This window comes from Haloarcula sp. Atlit-120R, from assembly GCF_003665885.1.
Lineage (GTDB): Archaea > Halobacteriota > Halobacteria > Halobacteriales > Haloarculaceae > Haloarcula > Haloarcula taiwanensis.
The window spans coordinates 212763-233593 of record NZ_QPLN01000001.1; the positions used below are offsets into that span (position 1 = coordinate 212763).

Consider the following 20831-nt stretch of genomic DNA (forward strand, 5'->3'; position numbering starts at 1 on the left):
CGGCTCGCCGTGCTCGGCCTTTTTCATGACCGTTTTTCGAGGAGCGGTCGCCCCCGGCGACCCGACGACGAAAAAGGTTCAGTAGATGAGGTCGTCGTCGTTCTCGGCCATGTACAGCGTCCGCGCGGCGATGTTGACGGCGTGGTCGCCGACCCGCTCGATGTCACGAATCGTCAGCAGGAGACGGGACACGTCGGCCATCAGTTGCTCAATCTCGCCTTCGCTGGAGTCGGTGTCTATCTCCCGCTCAATGAGGTCGCGCACGACCGTCTCCGAGGCGGCCTCACAGCGTTCGTCCACCTCGTCGTCGACATCGGCGATGGCGTAGCACTGGTCGGCGTTCTCGTCGCCGTAGGCTTGCATAGCGTTTTCGACCATCTCGATGGTCACGTCGGCAACGTCCTGAATGTCGACCTCGGGGTATACATCGCGTTCGGCCTCCAGCGAGTACTCGCCGAGGTTCGTGGCGAGGTCGCCGATCCGTTCGAGGTCGGTAATGATCTTGAACGACGCGGCGATAAAGCGGAGATCGGATGCGACCGGCTGTTGCAGCGCCAGCAGGTCGATACAGTCCTGTTCGAGGTCGAGATACAGTTGATTGATCTCGTGGTCGCCCTCGATGACCTCTCGGGCCATCTCTTCGTCTTTCTGTTCGAGCGCATCCAAGCCAAGCCGAAGCCGCTCGAGGACGATCTCTGACATATAAAGGACATCCTCGCGGAGCGAGTTCAGTCCCTCCTGATAGGAATCGCGTGGCATAGTCCGGAATGTGCTAGTGCCATGCATCAGCCTTTCCCTTCTCCCAATATCTCCCGATACTGACCGGTGCGACAGTCGCGGCGGACTACTATGCAGGAACAGACACGCTCGACAGCAAAAAACGGCTACTGGGGCACTGCCTCGGTGTCGTTACGGGGATGAACGTCAAGCGTCGTTTCGTCACCAACTGCCGTTCCGGCCTCGACGCGCTCGACGCGCAGCACCACGTCCTGTGGCGTTGCGCAACCACAGCTCACGAACTCGTCCCACTCCTCGCCGACGGCTACCGGGCCGCTGTGGGCGCGTCGAAGGTACTGTTGATAGGTGTCCCCGCGGAGTTCGTCAGCTATCCACTCGGTATCGACGCCGGACCACGGGTCTCCATCGGTGGTGTTGGGAGCAAACGAGAGCACGATACGGGCCGCAACGGAAGCCATACACTAACTGAGGCGGGAAACAGGCTTAGTCTCTTGGGCGTAGCGCTGTTACTACAGCTTGTCGTTGACCGCTTCCAGACAGTCGGCGTCCACGAACACCACGACGTGGTCGCCGGGTTCGATAACAGTGTCACCGCGGGGGATGACAAGCTCGCCGCCGCGGCTGATAGCTCCGATGACCACGCCAGTCGGCAGTTCCTGCACCGATTCCTGGATCGGTCGCCCGGCGAGGACACTGTCAGCGGCTATTTCGATTTCCAGCACTTCGGCGCGGTCGGATTCGATGATGGCAACCTTCGTCGCGTCGTACTCCCGGGTGAACCGGGTAATCTCTTCTGCGGTCGTCTCGCGGGGATTGACAGCTACATCGACGCCAACAGCTTCGAACAGGTCAACGTACTCGCCGGAGTTGACGACGGCGACGGTTCGCTCCGCACCGAGTCGCTTGGCCAGCAGCGTCACTAAGAGATTCTTCTCGTCGCTATCGAGCGTCGCAACCACAGCATCGGCATCGGAGACGTGTTCCCGTTCGAGGAACTCAGTGTCGGTTGCATCACTCTCCAGCACGGTGGTTCCTTGCAGCTCTTCTGCCAGCTCGCGCGCTCTGTCGTGGTCGCGCTCGATAAGCCGCGGTTTGATACCGCGATCCTGAAGCAGTCGTGCGGTGTGATAGCCGACGTCGCTCCCGCCGACAACGAGGACGTTCTGGGTCGCCTCCGACTTCGGCGCGATCTCGGTCGCGAACAGGCGAACGCTCTCGCAGCTGCCGATGACGACGATATCGTCGCCGGCTTTGATGACTGTTTCTCCGCGCGGGATAATGACTTCGCCGTCGCGCAGTACGGCAGCGAAGGTTAATGACTCGTAGCGGTCGGCCTCAGCGACGGTCAGGTTCGTGATTGGACTGGATTCGCGCACTTCGAACTCACCCATCTGGACCTGACCGTCAACAAATGTTTCTACGTCGCGCGAACCGGGGAGCCCGATTACTCGGGCGATATTCTCCGCAGTGAGCAGGTTCGTCGCGACCATGTGATCCACGCCAAAGGCGCCCTCGGATTTCTCCCAAGTCCGGAGGAACTTCGCGCTCTTGACGCGGGAAATGGTGAAGGGGTCAGCCGCCGTTACCGCCGTCCCGCAGGTGACGATGTTCGTCTCGTCGTCGTCGGTACTGGCGATGAGAACGTCGGCTTTCTCGATACCGGCCTCGGAGAGGGTGTCGAGTTCCGCACCGTCCCCTTCGACGCCCAGCACGTCAGCCTCGTACATCAGGCTTTCAACGCGGTCTGGGTCGATATCTACGACGGCGACTTCGTGGCTCTCAGCGAGGCTCTCAGCAATGTTCGAACCGACCTCGCCCGCGCCGACGATTACGATATACACGGCTGCGCCTCCGCCTGATTCATATGCATCAGCTTTCCGCCGATGGGTGAAGTGTATTTTCATCCGGCCAGCAGTCCGGCCCCATCGGGGCGGACAGGCTACCGAATCCGGCGGTCAAGACGTACCTGTGGCTTACTTACGGCTCATCCCGAAGCGGTACATTCAACCAAGGACAGAGGGCTGACCGACGTTGGAACCGCTCGACCGCGTCGAACGATTCTTTCGTCTCTTCGATCGCTTTTCGCATACTGGCGTAGTCGGTCATACACGCTTTCTCTGTCGCCCACCGTTTGATTATATGCTTCTTTACGCCCGCTATCTACCCGGTAGACACGTACTTCTGCCACGCAATTCAGGGAACCGCCGTCAGGGACTGTACCACAATACGGCACCGGTCTTTGTCTGCAGCCCTGTCAAACACGCAACAGCCGCCCGGCGGAGCGTTCACTACGGTAGCAGGTGACTACTATTTCACCACTGGCCAGTGTATGTGCTACGCCCGACCAGACGGACGCGCTCAGTCACTACTTCTGAACGGAGACGCGGACCCGAGGATGAGAACGAAAAGGTGAATCCCAACGAGTCCGGAAAGCAGTACGGTTCTAGCTGTCGGTGGACTCGCGACTGCGGCCCCGCCTATCGCCACCGTCAGAACACTCACGATGGTCTCTGCCCGAAGACTCTCGGCTGCCTGTTCTCTGGGCGTGCGGGCCGCTTCGAACTGGTCCCTGATAGCGTCAAATCTGGGGCCCTGACAGACACGTTTCCGGTCTTGCTCGTACACTACCAGCCCGACAGCGTCGAGTTTGGGCAGGTGAGTCTGACAGAGGGAGATGTACACACTGTCGTAGAGTTCGTCACTATCGGTCTCTGCATCGGCGACGGCCCGCGCCACCTGTTTGCCCAGCGTACTGACAGAGAGCGCCGTCCCGTGTTCAGCAAGGCAGTACAGGCATGCGCGGCGGCGCTCGTTACCGAGAATATCGAATAGGGTTGCGCCATCGAGGTCGTTCTGCGCTGGCGGCGTAGTCTTTTTTCCGGTATCAACGACGGCGTCGGGCCCTACTGCCGGTCGCATATGTTACTCACCCCGGGTGTACCGCTGTGTGCACGCATTTGTCCAGTACGTAGCTTACATCTCCATATCGAGAGCCGCTCGTAGACGGTCTGAAAGCGACCGCGACCCCATCAGTGAGAGCCGATGGATCACCGCCAGTGCTACAAATACCACGCTCACGACGAGTGCAACTGCGACACCTGACACTGTAGTCCCGCTGAGTGCGAGTCCACCGACTGCAACCAGTGTGGCACACGCAGTCCCGAGATACCGACCTGCCCATCGCTCATCGGCAGGCGTGTGGGCCCCGGGCCGGTCGTGGTCAGTTACACCGGCCGACAGCGTCGACTCCGCAGGCGGCGTCGACAGAAGTGATGGTTCCGCAGCGAGATACTTATCAAAGGAGTTCGCGAGCGCGGTCGCTTCGACGAGTCCTCGATCTTGGTTGTAGTTGATAACGCCCGCATCGTCCATCTTTGGGAGGTGGGACTGGTACAGCGCGATGTAGACGCGCTGGCGCTGTTTCGAGCGCAGCGAGTCGATGGTGGTGTCGTGTTCCAGCGCCGCGATGTGTTCTGCGATGTCGCTCATATCGGCTGGCTCTTCGCCGGAGTGCTCGTGGAGGTACTTGAGGACTAAGCGGCGACGACGACACTGAAGGACATGGAAAATGTCGTCGCGGGTGAGGTTATCGTCAGACGAGGCGTCTCCAGACGATGACTCGTCTGTCGTGGACGCCTCTGCCTCGGCTGCTGTGGGTTCGGAAGTCGTTTCAGCTATCGACATGTGACTTTTCCTTTTCCAGCGGCCGCCATATACCGGGTCGACTGTTCCGTCGGTTGCGACTGTTTCACCGATTTAGCCGGTCGGTAGTGACCGACTTACTCTGGACACAGGACAGTAAAAGTGGCTTCTGAAGGACGAATACAGCCATATAGGTCGTTTCGCCCCAGCTATTGCTTTCCAGTACTGTTTCACGCACCGTACCGGATCGTTCCACCGTTTCGACAGCAACTAGTATGTGAAAAACCACACTCGTGCACCGTGGGAATTTCGCATGTCACGGGCCTATTCGACTGTTTTCGGGACGTAGAAGGCACAAAAGCCGGGAGTACGGTGACCTTTATCTGCCGCAGGGTGTTGTGCACATATTCCTGACCGCCGTGACGGCGGCGGACAGGTGCGCTTGGCGGAGATTTACCCATCTCTGTGCAGTGACGCCACTACCGACCAAGCTATCCGGCCCGTGTGTCAGCTTATCCGCCGGGCGTCGGCGGCTTGATATCGCCTGCGTGGGGCGAGTTCGCCGCCGGGGGCTTTGCCCGCTCCAGACAGATGAGGTTCTCCCTGCCGAGACGTATTTTTACGACTTCGTCTTCGTCCACCATCCGCGAAAGGAGGCGGCTAACCTTCGCTTTCGACCAGTCCGTCGCCTCAACGATATCTGTCTGGTGCAGACGACCGTTCTCGGCTTGCAGCATCAGCTTCACGAGGTGCGCGTCAGGGGTGAGTTCCCGGTCAGCTTGCTCGAAGGCCTCAGCTGCAGTGTCCACGTCGATGTCTGCACTGTCGGCTTCGACCACCCTGTCCGTGGCGTCGATTTCACGGTTAATTTCGAGTATCTCCCGATCCAGTTCGAGGTAGCGATAAATGAACAGTCTGGCCGCCGTGGAGAGCCTTATGACCCAGCCACGCCTGATCGCTGCGACTGTCAGCCCAGTCCCTATCAGGAACCCCAGTAGCGAACTCGTCACCCAGGCTGGCGTCAGAACGCTGTTCGGGTTCGTCCCCCAGGTGACTTCCTGTGGGTCGGTCAGGAAGTCACCGTCCGAATCGGACGCGAGCGGGTCCGTTCCAAGGGCCGAAACCTCGCGCCCGTCGCTGAGACCATCGCCATCCGTATCGACGGTGGTTGGGGACGTGCCGGCTGCCAGTTCTCTTCCGTCGTCGAGGCCGTCACTATCTGTATCACTCTCGGTAGGTTCGGTCCCCGATTCGAGTTCTGTTCCATCTGCCACCCCATCACCGTCAGTGTCTGCGACCGTCGGGTCGGTGCCCAGGGCCAGCTCCCTGCCGTCAGCGACCTCATCAGCGTCGGTGTCGGCCTGTACCGGGTTCGTGCCGACCGCCAGCTCCCTGCCATCGACGACGCCGTCGTTGTCCGTGTCCGCGTCGGTCGGATCGGTCTCGCCAGACGCCTCTCGCTGGTCGGACAGCCCATCGCCGTCAGTGTCCGCGACGGTTGGATTCGTCCCGAGTGCCAGTTCGCGTTCGTCTGCTAACCCGTCGCCATCGGTATCGGCCCGTCGCGGGTCGGTGCCCTGTTGGATCTCAGTCCTGTCGGCGACACCGTCTTCATCAGTGTCTGCGGCTGTGGGGGCCGTCCCGTGCTGGTGGACTTCTGTCCCGTCCAACAGCCCGTCGCCGTCAGTGTCGGCGTCAGTGAGGTTCGTACCCTGGACCACCTCGTGGCTGTTGTTGAGCCCGTCGTCATCAATATCACCGGTACGCTGAATCGGCTGCAGAGACACCGGTTGCCGATCTATCATGGTGTCGGTGCGCGTGTTGTAGAGAGAGACTGAGAGATCATCGATCCCCGTTGTCCCGGGAGTCGTGAGGGTCGTTGTTCCGTTCGGGCCGACCGACGTACAGTTCAAAGACCCGTTCGCGCGCGCACAGACCGAGCGGTTCTCCTGCGGCGAGCTAACGGTCACTGCGATCTGATACCCGCCGGGCCGCGCGCCGTCTATCCGTTCCCAGACGAACGCGGTTCCGTTCGGCCCGTGCGCAACAGCCTGTGTGGGACCAGCCGACTGTATCGCTGGCGCTGTTTCGTTGCCCGTCGCTGTGTCATCAGCATACTGCCCGGCGTCCGCTGCAGCAGCGACACCCACGGAGACGGACGCGACTGTCAAGAGGAGGAATAAAGCGCATATCCCGCTCACGATCCGGTGTCTCATACGGAACGGGTGTCACAGCGGAACAATATCCTTTTTGGCACATGATAGCCCTGTCACGTCTGGCCACACTTGATAATTCAGATATAATTATTTATTCTTTAGTCATCTACTCATCAGATAGTCCAAGCTCCGACCCGACGACCTGATCCATCCCGCGCCGAATCCGCTGTGACATCGCAGATGGTGAAATGCCGAGTTTGTCCGCCAACTCTGCTTGTGAGATGCCACGGGGAACGTCGAAGTACCCCTCGCTGTGTGCCGTCTCGAGTGCGACTTGCTGGTCTGCGGTTAGCCCGCATGCACCGGCATTGACTTCTCCGGAGGTCCAGTACAGTCGATCAAGTCGAAACGTGATATTCCGGTCAGAGCAGTCAGAGCGGAACTGTGACAGTGCCGCCCGCGACCGAAACTGGGCGTGTACCAGCCACTGTCCACTTGTCCCTTTGATATCGAGCGCCCGACCACCGGCGCGGACGAGCGAGGGCGTGAGTCGAACGGCGCTGTCGGCCACCTCAACCCGATAGACGCGGTTCGTCTCCGTCCAGTCTAACACGACGGACTCGCATACCGTGCTATCCCTCTCCAGTTCTGTTTCGAACTGGTCGAGACCCTCACCGACGGCCTCTATCACCACGAAACTCGACGTACCGTCGTCGACCATCTGCTCCGGACGGACTGTTATGTCCGGACTACTCTCGACTGCCTCCGTCAGAACCAGCTCCGGATGACTCAGACACAGATCGACACCGAGGCTCTTCCCCCGTGATGTCTCACCCGTCTCTGATGGGCTCGCCGGCCCGTACCCAGCACCATCGACTGGCTGGTCCGCTTCGGCTGCTGACCCTTGGTCGCCGGTGTTGCGCATATGGACACCAGACGGATCGCGCACAAGCCTGTTACTGCTATAGGAATAGTGTATGGGAATCAGGATGCTATATTGATAGCCGAAGAAGGAGGTCGTGTCTTTTCCTGGTTATCAGTGCTTCGTTGAAGGACTGTCTGAGAACGGGGAAACGCTCACACTCTGCCGGAATAGATGTGTGATATGGGCGACCCAGCGTGTTATCGTGACTACTGTCCGTCGTGCGATGCACAGCTAACGATTACCGACGGTGAGTGTCCGGATTGTGGCACAACCCTTGAAACTCTCCGGTGGTAGTATCGTTGTAGGTTTGCGGTTGTGCTGGACGCACTCTGAACACTGTGCATTCGACACGAGGCTTTCTACACACTCTTTGGCATAACCGAGATACGGTGAGAGGCAGTGACCAGAGAAACAGTATGACGAGGTGAGAAAGTAGCACGCTGACTGTGAATACACACTCGCAAAAGCGATCAGTGACTGTCCATAACCCACGTTATTATCAAAGGGGTGTTGTCGGTGGCGTGTTGAGAACTCTATTGCGGACAACTCGACCTAAGATTCTATAGAGAGGATAGTAGACATTGACAGATCATATAAAAGCAGTCGTGTTCAAGTACTCCGTCTGACTTCAGAGCTGTGAGTCTCTCCATCTGGACGACAGTCCGTTCTGACGTATCCATCCCACCCATTCACTGACAGGGACTGATTTTTCCAAGACTGGCGTACCGAATGCGAAATTGCTACGCTAGAAATTGATCACCTCGTTCACTCTCGTGGGTCGTCACTGAACGTAACCGCAGATAACACATCCGTCCGGACAAAAGAGAGCTCTCGGAGCTGGATGGCCGAAATTCATATTCGACAACTAAGCGCTCGCAGGACAGAGTTAAGCGAGTGTTTGCTGTACCAATGGTTCTGTGAAATCGATTTGGTGTTTACCACTGCAAATATAGAACCGCTGCGTGTTCCACTCTAACTATGCCTCAGCGTTTATTCAACGGAGTAAATCCAATTTCACTTATAATAATATTTTGAGCACCAGCGACTCATCGGTTACGAATTGATGACAACGGTTCGTGAGGGCACTGAGCAGTTCATTGATCGGCATTGAACAAACCAAGAGTAGGATGTGCTATAGTAGCCATTGAAAATCAATGCACACCTGATCGCCCGACGGCAGTGCGATCAGTGTGTAAATCGTTTCAACTGTTACTATAGTTACGGGAAAACTCGCAACACACTGGGACTAGGTAGCTGCAGCGTCTTCAGTGTCGTCGCTGCTAATAACCACCATGTCAAGGATGGTTTTGAGCCCGTATCCGGCGTAGAGGCTACCCACGACAGCCATCGGGAGGAGATATCTAGGGGACAGGTATAGGATAGCAAGAAGACACAGATACGGAATCGTAGCAAACAGCGGGAAGAGTCGCTTATCGGTCGATTGTAACACAAGCACGACGAGTGCGACGAAAATGCTAGCATATAGCCATGCAACCAGCTCTATCGAAGGCCCAATGAGCCCCGTCCCGACAGTTAGCTCGCGATACATGAATGCGGCAGCGATGATGATAGCAATAGTTACCGGCAAGATGCGAGCGTACCGCACCCTTGGGAGAAGGGCCACAACTCCAATCAAAAAGAGTACCGGTAGAAGAGGGTTCACCAGTACGAACTCGAAGTAAGGAACACCCCAATGAAGAAAATGAGGCGCATAGAATTGGAGGTTCCGAACCGTATGTTCGAGTGGTGCATTCGACAAGCCGACGAAGAAGCCGGTCGAGAACAGCGAGGGCATTGAGACGAGTGTCCGAACGGTAACTACTGGTGAGTCCCCTGACGAGAGCTGATAAAGCAGTATGACTCCAACGAACCCCAGCAGTGGGCCGAGTACGAAGACGTGGCGAAACCTGTCTTCAGAGAACGCATAGAGTCCGGCGAGCGGAGCAAGGAGAAGAAACAGGTATTCTAGACGCATAAAAAATACGATGATTCCGACGGCCGCTCCGGCCACGTACCTTCGACTAACGAAGAAGTATAGGCTGAGAGTGAAAAAACAGACAGCAATCGGTTCTGTGTAAGCCCACCACGAGAAGTTGATGTGAAGCGGCGTAACTGCGAGGACGAATCCGGCGGCGTGACCTGCCCGGGGAGAATCAAACAGCACAGTGGCTGTTCGACCGACGAGCCACACCGTTGCCAAAGACGCCACAAACGACGCGAGGTTTCCACCCATTTGGCCAAAGAGCCCGAGAAACAGCGCCATGATGGCTTCTACACCGATGTGTCCGGAAATTGTGATCTGGCCCTCAAGCAGGTTGAGTGCTCTCCCGACGTATACTGAGGAGTCGTCGTGGACGGGTTTCAATACCGTGTACGGGAGCCGAACGAGTATGCCGACGAGCAGGATAGCGAACCACGCCCGACTCCGGCAGAGGAGGGCTGCACCGCTGAACAGAATAAGGAGGGTGAGTACGATTGAGATTAAGGTAAGCACCGCTGTCAAACCCCAAACGGCGAGAATCATACCGACTGCCATCGCCACTCCGGCTCCCATCGCCATCGTAGCGCCCTGACGCATTCATTATCGATTAGAATGTCGCCGTATAAACTCTATCGAAAGAGATTACTCCCTTCTCGCGATATTCGGCGACCCTGCGTAGTGCTGACGGATGGGAAACCCGGTATCATCAGTCCTCTGGTTAGAAGCATAGCCAAATGTGAGGATCTCAAAATATATGACCTATTGAGCATAAAGGAGTTCGTAATCAGTTCGAACACATGCAGCCGACTAAAATCACCACACTGATTTCAGAGGAGCTGCGGGACGCGTACATTGCGCTGTGGGCCTCGCTCACTTCCCGATACCCAGTTGGGGCGAATGTCTTTGAGCGAGACTGGGATGCGCTCATCATACTCGACACCTGCCGTGTAGACGCACTGAAAGAGGTTGCAGATGAGTACTCGTTTTTGTCAGATATCGATTCGATAGTTTCTGTTGGGAGCACCAGTCGAGAGTGGGTCGCAAACACGTTTCGCACAACGTATACGAGCGAGATTCGTGGAACGGCCTACGTTTCAGCGAACGCCTTCTCGAAGCGAGTTCTCAAAGATCGTAACTTCCCGGCTGACCGGGCACCAGTGAACTGGAAGGTGGCGGATGCAGACGACTTTTTGCTTGTAGACGACGCGTGGCAGTATCAGCCCGAGCACCCCTACAAACACATGCTCCCCGAACATTTGACCGACCGCGCTATCACGGTCGGCCGCGAACTCCAGCCAGACCGACTCATTGTCCACTACTCGCAACCCCACTCACCGTACATCGCCATGGCGAGGCGTGAAGGACGGGAACTGAAACCATGGGAATCGAATCCATTCAAATGCCTTCGAGCCGGAAGTGTAGAGCGAGAGACGGTCTGGAACGCGTATCTCGAAAATCTCAGGATGAGTCTTGACTCCGTTTCGGTGTTGCTTGAGAATCTGAATGCCGAGCGCGTCGCAATTAGCGCGGACCACGGCGAAGGATTCGGCCGCTGGGGAACGTACAAACACCCCCTCGGAAGCCTCCAACCGAACGTGAAATGCGTCCCATGGGCGACTACAACTGCACGTGACAGAGGCGAGTACGAACCCAAGTTCAAACCGAGGGTTACTGGCGAACAAGGTGACAAGGACGAATTTGAACGAAAGGAGACAGTCGAACACCTTCGAGACCTCGGTTACCTGTGAAATGGATTCTCGCGGTTCGGTCAGTCCCTGTCAATCTCGATTAGTTCGTGTAGCCAAGGCTACGCAGTCGCTGTTCAACCACGTCATGCTTAATTTCTTCGTCGCCACTCTTCGACGACCCGGAGGTCACATCTCGTCGCTCACCCTGTTCGTGGACTAGCCACGGCACACGTACGAGTTCGTCGACGTATGTTCCGTGTGGGTGTCCCCAGCCCGAAACCGGTACCGGATATAATCGTTCTCCCAGTAGCTCTCCGTGGTCCGCAGTGACAACGGTCTTTCCGTCAAGCCCCTCGAGTAAGTCAGTTACGTGCGGAAGCGTAATGTCAACGTTCCGTCGGTACGCCTCACGCAGCGTCGAGGCGTCCACCGATAGCTCTCCGCTGATGAACTGTCGGTACGTGTTTCGGTCAGTATTCAGTTTCTCGGTCGGTCGATCGAGGAAGGGAGTGTGGGGCTGGATGTAATGCACCAGTAGCCGCTTGTTCGGGTACTGCTCGGCGGCTTGGAGTGCGTGCTCGGTGGTCGTTTCGGGGCGCACGACCTGTCGTCCACCATCGTGCCATACGTTCGAATCATCGCTCCAGATGTTAACAACCTCGTGAAACGTCGCGTTGAGTTCGTCTTCGAACCGGTAGTACTGCGGCGTTGCGGTAACATAAACCGTGTCACGCAAGTCTCGGTCTGTGAAATTCGCTCGGAGGAATTCGTATGTTTGTGACCCCTTAGAAACCCGTGACTCCAAGTTACCGGGGAGTTCATCCCGGTCTACGAGAGCATCGTACCGACAAGCGTCAAGAAGAACAAGTGAGTCCCAGTCCTCGTCAAAAATGTCGATTCCGTCAGGATTGGACTCTACTGTGTAAAGCCGTCTGTGATAGAGTCGGTTGGCTCGGAGGAGCCACTCGTGTAATCGACCACGGAACATCGACTTGAGCGTCATTACCTTCTCTGTTGGAACACTACAACCGACGAATATAGTTGTGATGGTATCCACTTAAAAGATAAGTAGCAATTGCCCTTCGGCATCGATTCGTAGACTGGTGTCCGACGGCACAATATCTTGTCCGCATGCCATAGATGAGAGCTTTCAAACGGTCAGGCCGTCTTTTGAGCCTGATATCCTCCTGGAGTGGGTATCGGGCGATAAGTATTCGTGGTTCTATCTTGGCCTCGACCGTTGCTCACATCTTAGCTAGATCCCCTCCCATTTAGACAGCGTTCACGACCGCTGTTCTTGTATACCGGCGGCCTTCGATAATCGCTCTCGAAGGAGACTAAGCATTATTCGGCTCGGTCGTGTCTTGGAAGCACATGGTTCAACGAGGCCCAACAAATCTGGTCGGTTCTGGTGAGGGACAAGAGCATCGTTGAGCGGTATTCCGAGTGTCCTAAACTCACCGCTGGCATCTGACTGGCGTAAGTGGTGCTTCGTCAGGCTCAGACAGACCAGACTCGCCGGGAGTAACGGCCTGAGTAGGTCACGATGCGAAAAGGAATCGAAGCACAACATTAAAAACGTTTGAAACAAATTACTCTGGCTCGACATAAAAATTTCATTCGAAAGGTGGGATTCTGCACCACGGCCATTGTGCGGATAGTTCGTAGATTGGTCGGTCGATGATGAAGTTTCGGCAATCCTTTACTCGAGTCGTCGAAACGTAGACCTGTGACTGAGCCGTATCGTGTCCTCCACCTCATCACTCGGTTTCTCGATGGCGGTGCAGAGAAGAGCGTCGAACAAATCCTCTCGGCGCTTCGGACCGCACCAGAGCAGTACGACCTACGAGTCGGTGTCGGCGCGGAACATGCTTCCGAGCGACTTGATGCTCTCCGGGAGAGAGGAATCGACGTCACTGTGTTCCGGGCGATCAGACACTACAACCCAGTAACTGCACTTCCGGCGGTCCTGTGCGTCGCACGGTATCTCAAACACGAACAGATAGATATCCTCCACACACATAGCACAGAGGCAGGCGTGATTGGACGCTGGGCGGGCGCCCTTGCAGATGTCCCAGTCACTATCCACAGCGTTCACGGTGACCCAATCGCAAGCGACCGGAACCCGCTGTTGAACGCCACACTCTACGTCTTCGAGCGCGCGAGTGCACCGCTGAGCGACCGCATAGTCACCAACTCAGTGAGGGTTCGTGACACCTATCTCGACCGCGGGTTTGGTCATCCGGACCAGTACGAGGTCATCTACGACGGTCTAGACTTAGACGCATATCGCGTTCCGGACCGGTGGGATAACCTGCCATCCGCCGATGAACCAGTTTCGCTACTTTTCGTCGGCCGACTAGCGGACGGCAAGGGCCTGTTCGACCTGATAGAGGCAGTCGATCAGGTCGCCGGAGAGCATCCGGTCAAGTTAGATATCGCGGGCGAAGGAGAAAGCCGAGAAGAACTACAGGATGCGGTCAAGCGACGTGGGCTTGAAGACAACATCTCATTTCTCGGCTACTGCGACGATGTTGCCCGGCTCCTCGCCACGGCGGATGTCTTCGTACTCCCCTCCTATCGTGAGGGAATGCCCCGCGTCGTCACCGAAGCCCGTGCTGCCGGGTTGCCGGTCGTCTCGACGACTGTCGCAGGAATCCCCGAACAGGTTTCGCATGGCGAAACCGGATTTCTAGTCGAGCCGGGTGACATCTCAGAACTGAGCGCCCGCATCGGGCAACTCGTCGCATCACCGTCGCTCCGGCGTAAGATGAGCAAACAAACTACCGCCGACCTCAGCCGATTTACGCTCGAAAACATGGAACAGTCGTACCAATCGCTCTACCGCGATTTGGTGGACAGTATCTCTTGATAGATTGTCGCTACTTCTTCGACCATCCTATCGACCGTGAACTTCCTGTCGAGCCGTTCCCTCCCGGCTTCGCCCATCGATTCGGCCAGTTCTCGGTCCTCAAGCAGGGTTGAGATAGCATCGGCAAACTGCGTCTCGTCTGTCGGGGGACACAGCAGTCCAGTCTTGCCGTCTGCGACCACTTCTGGGATGGCACTCACTTCAGATGCGACGACGGGTGTCTGGGCGGCCATCGCTTCGAGAAACACAACGCCAAAGCCTTCCCACCGCGATGGCAGTGCGAACACGTCAAATGCGTGCATAAGTTCGGGAATGTCAGTCCGAAATCCGGCGAATGTCACGGCGTCCGCAATACCGAGAGTGTCTGCAAGGCGTATCAAGCGGTCTTCTTCCTCGCCGCGTCCAACGATAGCGAGATGTGCGCCCGGCACCCGGTCTCTGACTTGCTCGAACGCGCGGAGAAGCGTTTCCAGATTTTTCTGCTCAGTGAGTCGAGCGACGGTTCCAACGAGTGGCTTATTATCGTCGACAAATTCTCGCCGTACCGATTGGACGTCACTCTCAGATACGTCTTCGAAGTCCTTTAGCGAGAACCCGTATCGGACCGTCTGAACTCGATCTGGGCTGACATTCGAGGTTTCAAGCAAGTAGTCACGGACATGTTCAGAAATTGGGAGAATACGGTCGGTACGAGACAGCGACAGGTCGTGTACTAGCTTGTGCGGTTGGTCCTGCCAGTATGGTGGATCGTTATGCTTCGAGGAGACGATAGCTGGAACTCCAGCAACAGTTGCGGCTGTCGCGCCGTATACGTCACCGTGAAAGAGGTGAGTGTGGACAATGTCGTAATCGTTTCGAGCTATTTTTGCGACGAGTCTCCCGAGCCCGAGTGGGTCCAAGTCCGACCGGATACCAATTCGCTCAACAGAGCAGCCTGCTTCTCGGAAGTCGTCCGCGAGTTCGCCGTCGCCTTTCAGATATGCTACGGTAACGTCAAACTCCCGTGAGGCGAGTCCGTCAAGAAGCATCAGAAGGTGATTCTCTGCGCCGCCGACATCGATACCAGAAATAACATGGAGAACGCTCGGTGTATCTGTCATTGTCGCCTGATTTCTAGTGTTCTACCAAAGGTGTACTGACTTTGGCTTCCTCCGGCCACGAGCCAAGTTTGACCGGCCGCTCGCATATCTGTTCGCTGAGTTATCTATTGCCCAGTAGCTCACCACGGGTAGTGGCCACGAGGAATCCCGTTCCCCGGGATTGAGTCGCTGACCAATTCGGTAGTTGACCGACGCACGCGTCGGCATCGTCGAGTTCGTTGTCGTACAGTGTGCGGATAATGTCCCAACTCTTGCTCAATGCACTCGTACCGATAAGATACCATATATTTCGTTCTATTTTCGTTCAATGTCGCGTGGTCTCTGCGTGCGCTATCGAGAATGGTTGAGATGACGTTCGGTAGCAGATAAGTATCAGTCCTCACTGGCGAGAGCGTGTTTAATTCGATAGTGATTTTCTGGAGACTGGCCAGAGAAGGCGACAGGTTCTTGAACGGCCGTTACACGCTTTTCCGAGAGTTCCATCGCGAATAGAACGATATTTCAAGCGGGACAGACACTGTTCAGCCAACAGTGAAGGAGTCAGTCAGCGTATTGCTCGCCCCCGGTATCTTTCCACCCGATTCCGGAGGTCCAGCGACATTCGTCTCATCGCTTGGACGCGAACTCGTCAACCGGGGCCACTCTGTCCGCGTCGTCACGAACGGTCGTGCCTCGTCGGGGTTCGACGACCGGTTTCCGTTCAAAGTCGTACGCATTCCTCGTGGTGATTCCGTCGTCTTTAGATATGCCCGACAGATTCGAACCCTCGTGGCCGAACTCCGGTCGTACGAACCGGACGTGATGTTGGTAAACGCGTTCGACTTGCAGGCGATAACTGCCGGGCGCATCGTGGGCGTCCCGACCGTCAGCAAAATCGTCGGTGACGCCGCATGGGAGCGGGCCCGCCGTTCCGGCGAGACCTGCAACGACATTGAGACGTTCCAGCAGTTCACTTTTAATCCGAAACTCGAAGGTTGGAAACTTCTTCGGACAGCGCCAGTTCGATTGGCAGACCACGTCGCGGTGCCAAGCAAGTTTCTCCGCTCACTCGTGACTGGGTGGGGAGTGGCTCCCGACCGGACGAGCGTCATCTACAATGCGATAGACATAGAGAGGCCGTCGATAACCGACTCCGATCGACCACCCCGAATCGTGACCGTCGGTCGACTCGTCCCGTGGAAAGGGATAGGCGGAATCGTTGATGCTTTCGAACGAGCCGACGTACCCGACGCGGAGTTACACGTCATCGGTGACGGGCCTGAACGGGACACCCTCGAAGCGCACGCAGACAAACGGGGCGTGAGTGAGCAAGTTGTCTTTCATGGTCGCATCCCTCACGAACGTGTACTCGACATCGTCTCTCGTAGCCGCGTCTTCGCGTTAAATTCGACCTACGAGGGGCTTCCCCATGTTGTCCTCGAAGCGATGGCCTGCGGGACACCTGTCGTCGCGTCCGCGGTATGTGGCACTCCTGAGGCCATTACCGACGGCGAAGACGGGTTCCTCGTTGAACAGGACGACATTGAGGCGTTCTCTGAGCGGTTTGAGCAATTACTCTCGAACTCCTCGCTCCGGAGTCAACTCCGAACGCAAGCGTACAAGCGCCTCGAGAGCCAGTTTGAACACGAACAGATGGTCGCCGAATACGAGACCCTTCTGCGGAAGGTAGCCTCCGCGAGAGACGGCCACCGAAAAAAAAATGGCTAGGATACAGTACGTGGCAAACGCAAGGCTTCCGAGCCGGCGAGCACACGCCTATCAAATCGTCCAGATGTGCGACGCATTTACCGAGAACGGACACGAGGTTGAACTAGTCATCCCTGATCGCGTCCAGCCAGACGACGCGCCCGATTCAGTTGAGGAATACTTCGACTCACCTATTAACTTCGAAATAACACGACTGCCGTGTATCGATTTTCTCGGCAGTAGCTCACGCCAGCCGCTCCTCCGCTTCGCGTTCTACCTCCAGTCGATCACGTTCACACTCGCTGCGCTCGCGTACACGCTCAGATCCGACTGGGACTGGCTGTACTCCCGCGGACTTCTGTTCGCCGTCCTCGGTGCACCGTTGTTCGGCGATTCGCTTGCGGTCGAACTGCACCGTCGGCCTTCGAGAGACCGAGTCGCAGCACTTCTTGGACGGGCATTGGAGCACACTTGCGGTGTAGTTGTCATCAGCGAGGGGCTCCGGGACGAGTGGCGCTCGTTCACCAATGCGCCGATGCTTGTCGCACCGGATGGTGTACGCCTTGACCGGTTCACAATCAAGCGCTCAAAGTCGTCACTTCGAACCGAGCTATCGCTCCCGGAGGGCGAGTTAGTCTGCTACGCCGGCAGCCTCAAACAGTGGAAAGGCGTCGATACATTGGTCGAAGCAGCTAAAGACATACCTGAAGTGACTGTCTGTCTCGTGGGCGGTACGGCCGCTCAGCAGGACCGACTTGAAACTGCTGTGGGGACAATGCCGAGCAATGTTGAGATGGTTGGACACGTCCACCCAGACCAGGTCCCGAAGTATCTCGCGGCCAGCGATGCGCTCGTCCTCCCGAACACAGCTGAAAGAGCTATCTCACGCCGGTACACCTCGCCGCTCAAACTGTTCGAGTACATGGCAGTCGGGCGACCGATAATCGCCACCGATATCCCGTCGTTGAAGGAAGTGTTGAACGACTCCAGTGCCTACTTCGCACCGCCTGACAGCTCCAGTTCACTCGCGCGTTCAATACGTCAGGTGTTGGACGACCCGGACGCAAGCAAGGTCGCACGCCACGCTCGAGAGGACGTCAAACAGTATACGTGGAAGCACCGAGCCGAGAGCATCGTTGATTTCCTACAGATAGGGGTCTGAGCATGCACGTCCTAATGATCACACAAAAGGTAGATTCGACCGACGATATCCTCGGATTCACTGTCGACTGGGTCAGCGCACTTGCCGAACACGTTGAGAAGCTTGACGTACTAACAAGCTACATCGGCCAGTACGACCTCCCCGACAACGTTACGCTTTACAGCTTCGGGAAGGAGAAGGGATACTCGAAGGCGAGGCGGGTCCTCTCGTTCGAGCGACACTGTATCGAGGCCGTACGGCGAGGTATCGATGCGGTCTTCGCCCACATGATTCCACACTACGTTATTGCGGGCTGGCCATGGTTCAGGTCGGCAGGAGTTCCAGTTACGCTCTGGTACGCCCACAGCAGCGTCGAGTGGCATCTAAAGGTTGCACACCGGCTAGCCGACCGGGTAGTGACCGCGACCGAAGGTAGCTTCAGACTTCCGTCGGACAAGCTCTCGGTGCTCGGTCACGGTATCGACACCAATACGTTCGCGCCAAACGGTTCAAGCACCGACCGACGACTGGCTCTTGGCGTCGGCCGCCTTGATCCGGTAAAGCGGTTCGAGACACTTGTCGGTGCTATCGAGGTGCTCGATACCCGCGGTATCGACGCGAAACTACAGATCGTTGGTGCACCGTCGGGTGACGAGGCGTATGTCGAAGAACTATACGAGACGGTTGAATCACAGGGGTTGACCGATTTGGTCGAATTCGTTGGAGCCGTCCCGCATGAGGAAGTCGTCCTGAAGTACCAGCGTGCGGGTGTCTTCCTCAATGATAGTGCGACGGGAAGTCTCGACAAGACGGAAGTCGAAGCGATGGCATCCGGGACACCGGTCGTCTCCTCCAACGATTCATACGTAGATATGGTCCACGACTCGGACCTTAACGCCTCTCGCCTCACGTTCCCAAGTGGTGATCCGGCGGCGCTTGCCGACCGTCTCGAATCCATCTTTGAGTTGAACGACGCCGAGTACCGTAGCCTCTGTCAGCGGAGTCGAGAAGTTGCCCGTGACCGCCACGACGTACGGGCCTTGATGTCGAATCTGGCGTCCAGACTCTGAGAACCCTGCGAAGGCGGCTGAATCACTCGCTCACCGCGACGATACAGGTGTCTGTTCAACCCCGGTTGAACAGAAACTCTGGAAGAGCGGTCAATCGAGGGCACGTCGGAGACCTAGATAGAGTGATACTTGGGCGGGTCCGTTCTTCAACACGGAATCCGTGACCATCAAACAGATGTGACAGCGAGAGCGGGGCTACAAGCTGGACATGGCCGTCCGCCTCGTGGTAGTGACCCTGGTCAGGAGAGTCCACTAGTAGGGAGTGTCGAAGGTAGCGATACAGGCCGAGCGGGTTCTTGTTAGATATGGCCGCCCGCCTGTTTCAAGAACAGTTGCGAGCTCTGGTATCGCGTCTCCAGGATTGGGCAAGCGTTCCGGTACCTCTGCAAAAACGACGCCATCGAAAATGCCATCTGCAAAGGACAGAGGAAAGAGGTCGTCTCTGATGGGCTCGCCAGCCGCCCGTTCCCCAACAGTCGGTTTTAAATCAGTTCCTACAATGTTGCATCAGGATTCGGCTATGCAACGCTTCGGCGTGCAGTATTTGTTTCACACTCGTCGACGAATCAAACGTCGAGTATGCGTTCACTCTCAGCGGTTTGTTCTATCCACTTCATACGAGGACTCTCAAAACCTAGTATCTTCGTTCTCCACATAGTCCATCCTGCAAGAACTCTACGTACTCTTCAACCAGCCGCTCGGCGTCGAATCGCTCCATCAAGTGTTCCCGTGCCCGAGTGCCCATCTGTTGGCGTACGGTCGCGTCTTCAAGTAGCTCGCAGACTCGTCGAGCGAGCGTTTCCACGTCTTCAGCGACAAAGCCAGTTTCTCCGTCAACAATGTTATCCATTGCGCCTGCAAACGGTGTCGCGACGACCGGCGTCTCGTTCATGCCAGCCTCAACGACGACTCGGGAAGTGCCCTCATAGTCAGAGGTTATTAGAAACACGTCTGCGAGGTCGTAGTACTCCGCGAGGCGCTCGGTCTCTACCCATCCAGGGAACCGGAAGCTGTCCTCTATGCCGAACTCAGTGACCTGCTGTCGAACATTCTCGGACTGTGGGCCGTCACCCACCATGACGAATAGTGGCGTCCTGTTAGCCGCTTCGTGAACGATCGCGGCAACTTCGAGCCACTTATGCAAATTCTTTTGATCGGTGAACCGGCCCGCAAAGAAGATGACTGGGCGCTCGCCAAAACCGAAGGCCGACCGAAGTTCGGTCACCGACCGCTCACTACCACCGACAACCCCATCGAAGTCCATCCGAACCGGAGCGACCGAAACCCTGGTCGAGTCTTGGACGACCGAACTGACCTTTCTACGTTCGTGTTTAGTTCCAACTCGAACCGCATCAGCATGCTTCAATACGATTCGGCCGAGCGCTTCCGCGAACGGGTTCTTCGCCGACTGCCACCGCCACTTTGGGTTAGATATGAAATCGGCGTGAACCTGCACCCGTAGCGACGCATCGAACTGTCGTGCAAGCGCGAGTCCAACGACGCCAGTTGAGAACGGATCCTGCGTTGTCACGCAATCAGGTGCCCACTCTTCGGCCGCCGTACGTCCGAGTCGGTAGGCGTCTATCAGAAAGTGATACCGTGTCGTCGAATTCGTGGGAATCACCCGTAGTGCCCCGTCCCGAATCTGCTTGTCGTGTTCTGAATCGGTTTTTGCCACAACAGTGTATCTGTCGAAATACTTGGCGTACCTCCGCTGTCGCTGGTGAGCGTCGCTCTCCGACAGCGCAATCGACTCGTCTAAACTTATTGAAAGTACGTGCATGCGTTCGATCTAACGACAGTAGTATCGGACTAGGATGCGCAAATAAATA

Annotated in this window: 18 protein-coding genes; 6 read left to right on the forward strand and 12 right to left on the reverse strand. The window is 56.7% G+C overall.

Annotated elements, in window-relative coordinates; all coding sequences use genetic code 11:
- Window positions 1-78: 78 nt before the first annotated feature.
- From phoU to DVK01_RS01155, 7 genes are all read right to left on the reverse strand, one after another.
- Complete coding sequence (gene phoU, locus DVK01_RS01125; protein WP_101350554.1) at window positions 79-759, reverse strand: phosphate signaling complex protein PhoU; 681 nt, start codon at window positions 757-759, stop codon at window positions 79-81.
- 125 nt (window positions 760-884) lie between these two features.
- Window positions 885-1196, reverse strand: a complete 312-nt coding sequence (locus tag DVK01_RS01130; RefSeq protein ID WP_101350555.1) for a hypothetical protein — start codon at window positions 1194-1196, stop codon at window positions 885-887.
- A gap of 51 nt (window positions 1197-1247) precedes the next feature.
- Window positions 1248-2579 (reverse strand): Trk system potassium transporter TrkA, encoded by a 1332-nt coding sequence (trkA, locus tag DVK01_RS01135; RefSeq protein WP_101350556.1) that lies wholly within the window; start codon window positions 2577-2579, stop codon window positions 1248-1250.
- Window positions 2580-3096: 517 nt separating this feature from the next.
- Entirely contained in the window at window positions 3097-3657 is a 561-nt protein-coding gene (locus DVK01_RS01140) for a hypothetical protein (protein ID WP_121535126.1), read from the reverse strand.
- A 54-nt stretch (window positions 3658-3711) separates the two neighbouring features.
- A complete protein-coding gene (locus DVK01_RS01145) occupies window positions 3712-4422 on the reverse strand; it encodes a hypothetical protein (protein ID WP_121535127.1) in 711 nt (236 codons plus the stop codon).
- A gap of 470 nt (window positions 4423-4892) precedes the next feature.
- Window positions 4893-6596, reverse strand: coding sequence for a hypothetical protein (locus tag DVK01_RS01150; protein WP_101350559.1), 1704 nt, complete (start codon window positions 6594-6596; stop codon window positions 4893-4895).
- A 106-nt stretch (window positions 6597-6702) separates the two neighbouring features.
- A complete protein-coding gene (locus tag DVK01_RS01155; protein WP_101350560.1) occupies window positions 6703-7461 on the reverse strand; it encodes a helix-turn-helix domain-containing protein in 759 nt (252 codons plus the stop codon).
- Window positions 7462-7641: 180 nt separating this feature from the next.
- Here DVK01_RS01155 and DVK01_RS22975 point away from each other — a divergent pair, with 180 nt between their 5' ends.
- On the forward strand, window positions 7642-7755 hold the full coding sequence (locus tag DVK01_RS22975) for a DUF2089-like zinc ribbon domain-containing protein (protein ID WP_394337659.1): 114 nt from the start codon (window positions 7642-7644) through the stop codon (window positions 7753-7755).
- A gap of 952 nt (window positions 7756-8707) precedes the next feature.
- On the opposite strand, the gene DVK01_RS01160 is transcribed toward DVK01_RS22975, so the two are convergent.
- A complete protein-coding gene (locus tag DVK01_RS01160) occupies window positions 8708-10039 on the reverse strand; it encodes a hypothetical protein (RefSeq protein WP_101350561.1) in 1332 nt (443 codons plus the stop codon).
- Window positions 10040-10239: 200 nt separating this feature from the next.
- Here DVK01_RS01160 and DVK01_RS01165 point away from each other — a divergent pair, with 200 nt between their 5' ends.
- On the forward strand, window positions 10240-11190 hold the full coding sequence (locus tag DVK01_RS01165) for a hypothetical protein (protein ID WP_101350562.1): 951 nt from the start codon (window positions 10240-10242) through the stop codon (window positions 11188-11190).
- A 40-nt stretch (window positions 11191-11230) separates the two neighbouring features.
- On the opposite strand, the gene DVK01_RS01170 is transcribed toward DVK01_RS01165, so the two are convergent.
- Complete coding sequence (locus DVK01_RS01170) at window positions 11231-11866, reverse strand: hypothetical protein (RefSeq protein WP_232794468.1); 636 nt, start codon at window positions 11864-11866, stop codon at window positions 11231-11233.
- Window positions 11867-12859: 993 nt separating this feature from the next.
- Between DVK01_RS01170 and DVK01_RS01175 the strand changes: the two genes are divergently transcribed.
- The gene (locus tag DVK01_RS01175) at window positions 12860-14002 is read left to right on the forward strand and encodes a glycosyltransferase family 4 protein (RefSeq protein WP_101350564.1); all 1143 of its coding nucleotides are present in this window, start codon (window positions 12860-12862) and stop codon (window positions 14000-14002) included.
- On the opposite strand, the gene DVK01_RS01180 is transcribed toward DVK01_RS01175, so the two are convergent.
- Entirely contained in the window at window positions 13972-15102 is a 1131-nt protein-coding gene (locus DVK01_RS01180; RefSeq protein WP_101350565.1) for a glycosyltransferase, read from the reverse strand. The genes DVK01_RS01175 and DVK01_RS01180 overlap by 31 nt on opposite strands.
- Before the next feature lie 531 nt (window positions 15103-15633).
- Between DVK01_RS01180 and DVK01_RS01185 the strand changes: the two genes are divergently transcribed.
- From DVK01_RS01185 to DVK01_RS01195, 3 genes are read left to right on the forward strand one after another with little or no spacing between them, the layout of a single operon-like run.
- On the forward strand, window positions 15634-16809 hold the full coding sequence (locus DVK01_RS01185) for a glycosyltransferase family 4 protein (RefSeq protein ID WP_157829432.1): 1176 nt from the start codon (window positions 15634-15636) through the stop codon (window positions 16807-16809).
- Between the two features lie 10 nt (window positions 16810-16819).
- Window positions 16820-17950 carry a glycosyltransferase family 4 protein gene (locus DVK01_RS01190; protein ID WP_158598751.1) on the forward strand — a complete coding sequence of 377 codons (1131 nt, stop codon included), beginning with the start codon at window positions 16820-16822 and terminating at the stop codon, window positions 17948-17950.
- A gap of 2 nt (window positions 17951-17952) precedes the next feature.
- Window positions 17953-18999 (forward strand): glycosyltransferase family 4 protein, encoded by a 1047-nt coding sequence (locus DVK01_RS01195; protein ID WP_121535128.1) that lies wholly within the window; start codon window positions 17953-17955, stop codon window positions 18997-18999.
- Between the two features lie 252 nt (window positions 19000-19251).
- Here DVK01_RS01195 and DVK01_RS22980 read toward each other — a convergent pair whose 3' ends face one another.
- Complete coding sequence (locus tag DVK01_RS22980; RefSeq protein ID WP_121535129.1) at window positions 19252-19500, reverse strand: methyltransferase domain-containing protein; 249 nt, start codon at window positions 19498-19500, stop codon at window positions 19252-19254.
- Window positions 19501-19633: 133 nt separating this feature from the next.
- On the reverse strand, window positions 19634-20782 hold the full coding sequence (locus DVK01_RS01205) for a glycosyltransferase family 4 protein (RefSeq protein ID WP_101350569.1): 1149 nt from the start codon (window positions 20780-20782) through the stop codon (window positions 19634-19636).
- Window positions 20783-20831: the final 49 nt, after the last annotated feature.

Bases quoted from the DNA above. Each gene is read 5' to 3' on its own strand.
- phoU (WP_101350554.1), bottom strand. From the start codon at position 759: ATGCCACGCGATTCCTATCAGGAGGGACTGAACTCGCTCCGCGAGGAT.
- DVK01_RS01130 (WP_101350555.1), bottom strand. From the start codon at position 1,196: ATGGCTTCCGTTGCGGCCCGTATCGTGCTCTCGTTTGCTCCCAACACC.
- DVK01_RS01140 (WP_121535126.1), bottom strand. From the start codon at position 3,657: ATGCGACCGGCAGTAGGGCCCGACGCCGTCGTTGATACCGGAAAAAAG.
- DVK01_RS01145 (WP_121535127.1), bottom strand. From the start codon at position 4,422: ATGTCGATAGCTGAAACGACTTCCGAACCCACAGCAGCCGAGGCAGAG.
- DVK01_RS01150 (WP_101350559.1), bottom strand. From the start codon at position 6,596: ATGAGACACCGGATCGTGAGCGGGATATGCGCTTTATTCCTCCTCTTG.
- DVK01_RS01155 (WP_101350560.1), bottom strand. From the start codon at position 7,461: ATGCGCAACACCGGCGACCAAGGGTCAGCAGCCGAAGCGGACCAGCCA.
- DVK01_RS22975 (WP_394337659.1), top strand. From the start codon at position 7,642: ATGGGCGACCCAGCGTGTTATCGTGACTACTGTCCGTCGTGCGATGCA.
- DVK01_RS01160 (WP_101350561.1), bottom strand. From the start codon at position 10,039: ATGCGTCAGGGCGCTACGATGGCGATGGGAGCCGGAGTGGCGATGGCA.
- DVK01_RS01165 (WP_101350562.1), top strand. From the start codon at position 10,240: ATGCAGCCGACTAAAATCACCACACTGATTTCAGAGGAGCTGCGGGAC.
- DVK01_RS01180 (WP_101350565.1), bottom strand. From the start codon at position 15,102: ATGACAGATACACCGAGCGTTCTCCATGTTATTTCTGGTATCGATGTC.
- DVK01_RS01195 (WP_121535128.1), top strand. From the start codon at position 17,953: ATGCACGTCCTAATGATCACACAAAAGGTAGATTCGACCGACGATATC.
- DVK01_RS01205 (WP_101350569.1), bottom strand. From the start codon at position 20,782: ATGCACGTACTTTCAATAAGTTTAGACGAGTCGATTGCGCTGTCGGAG.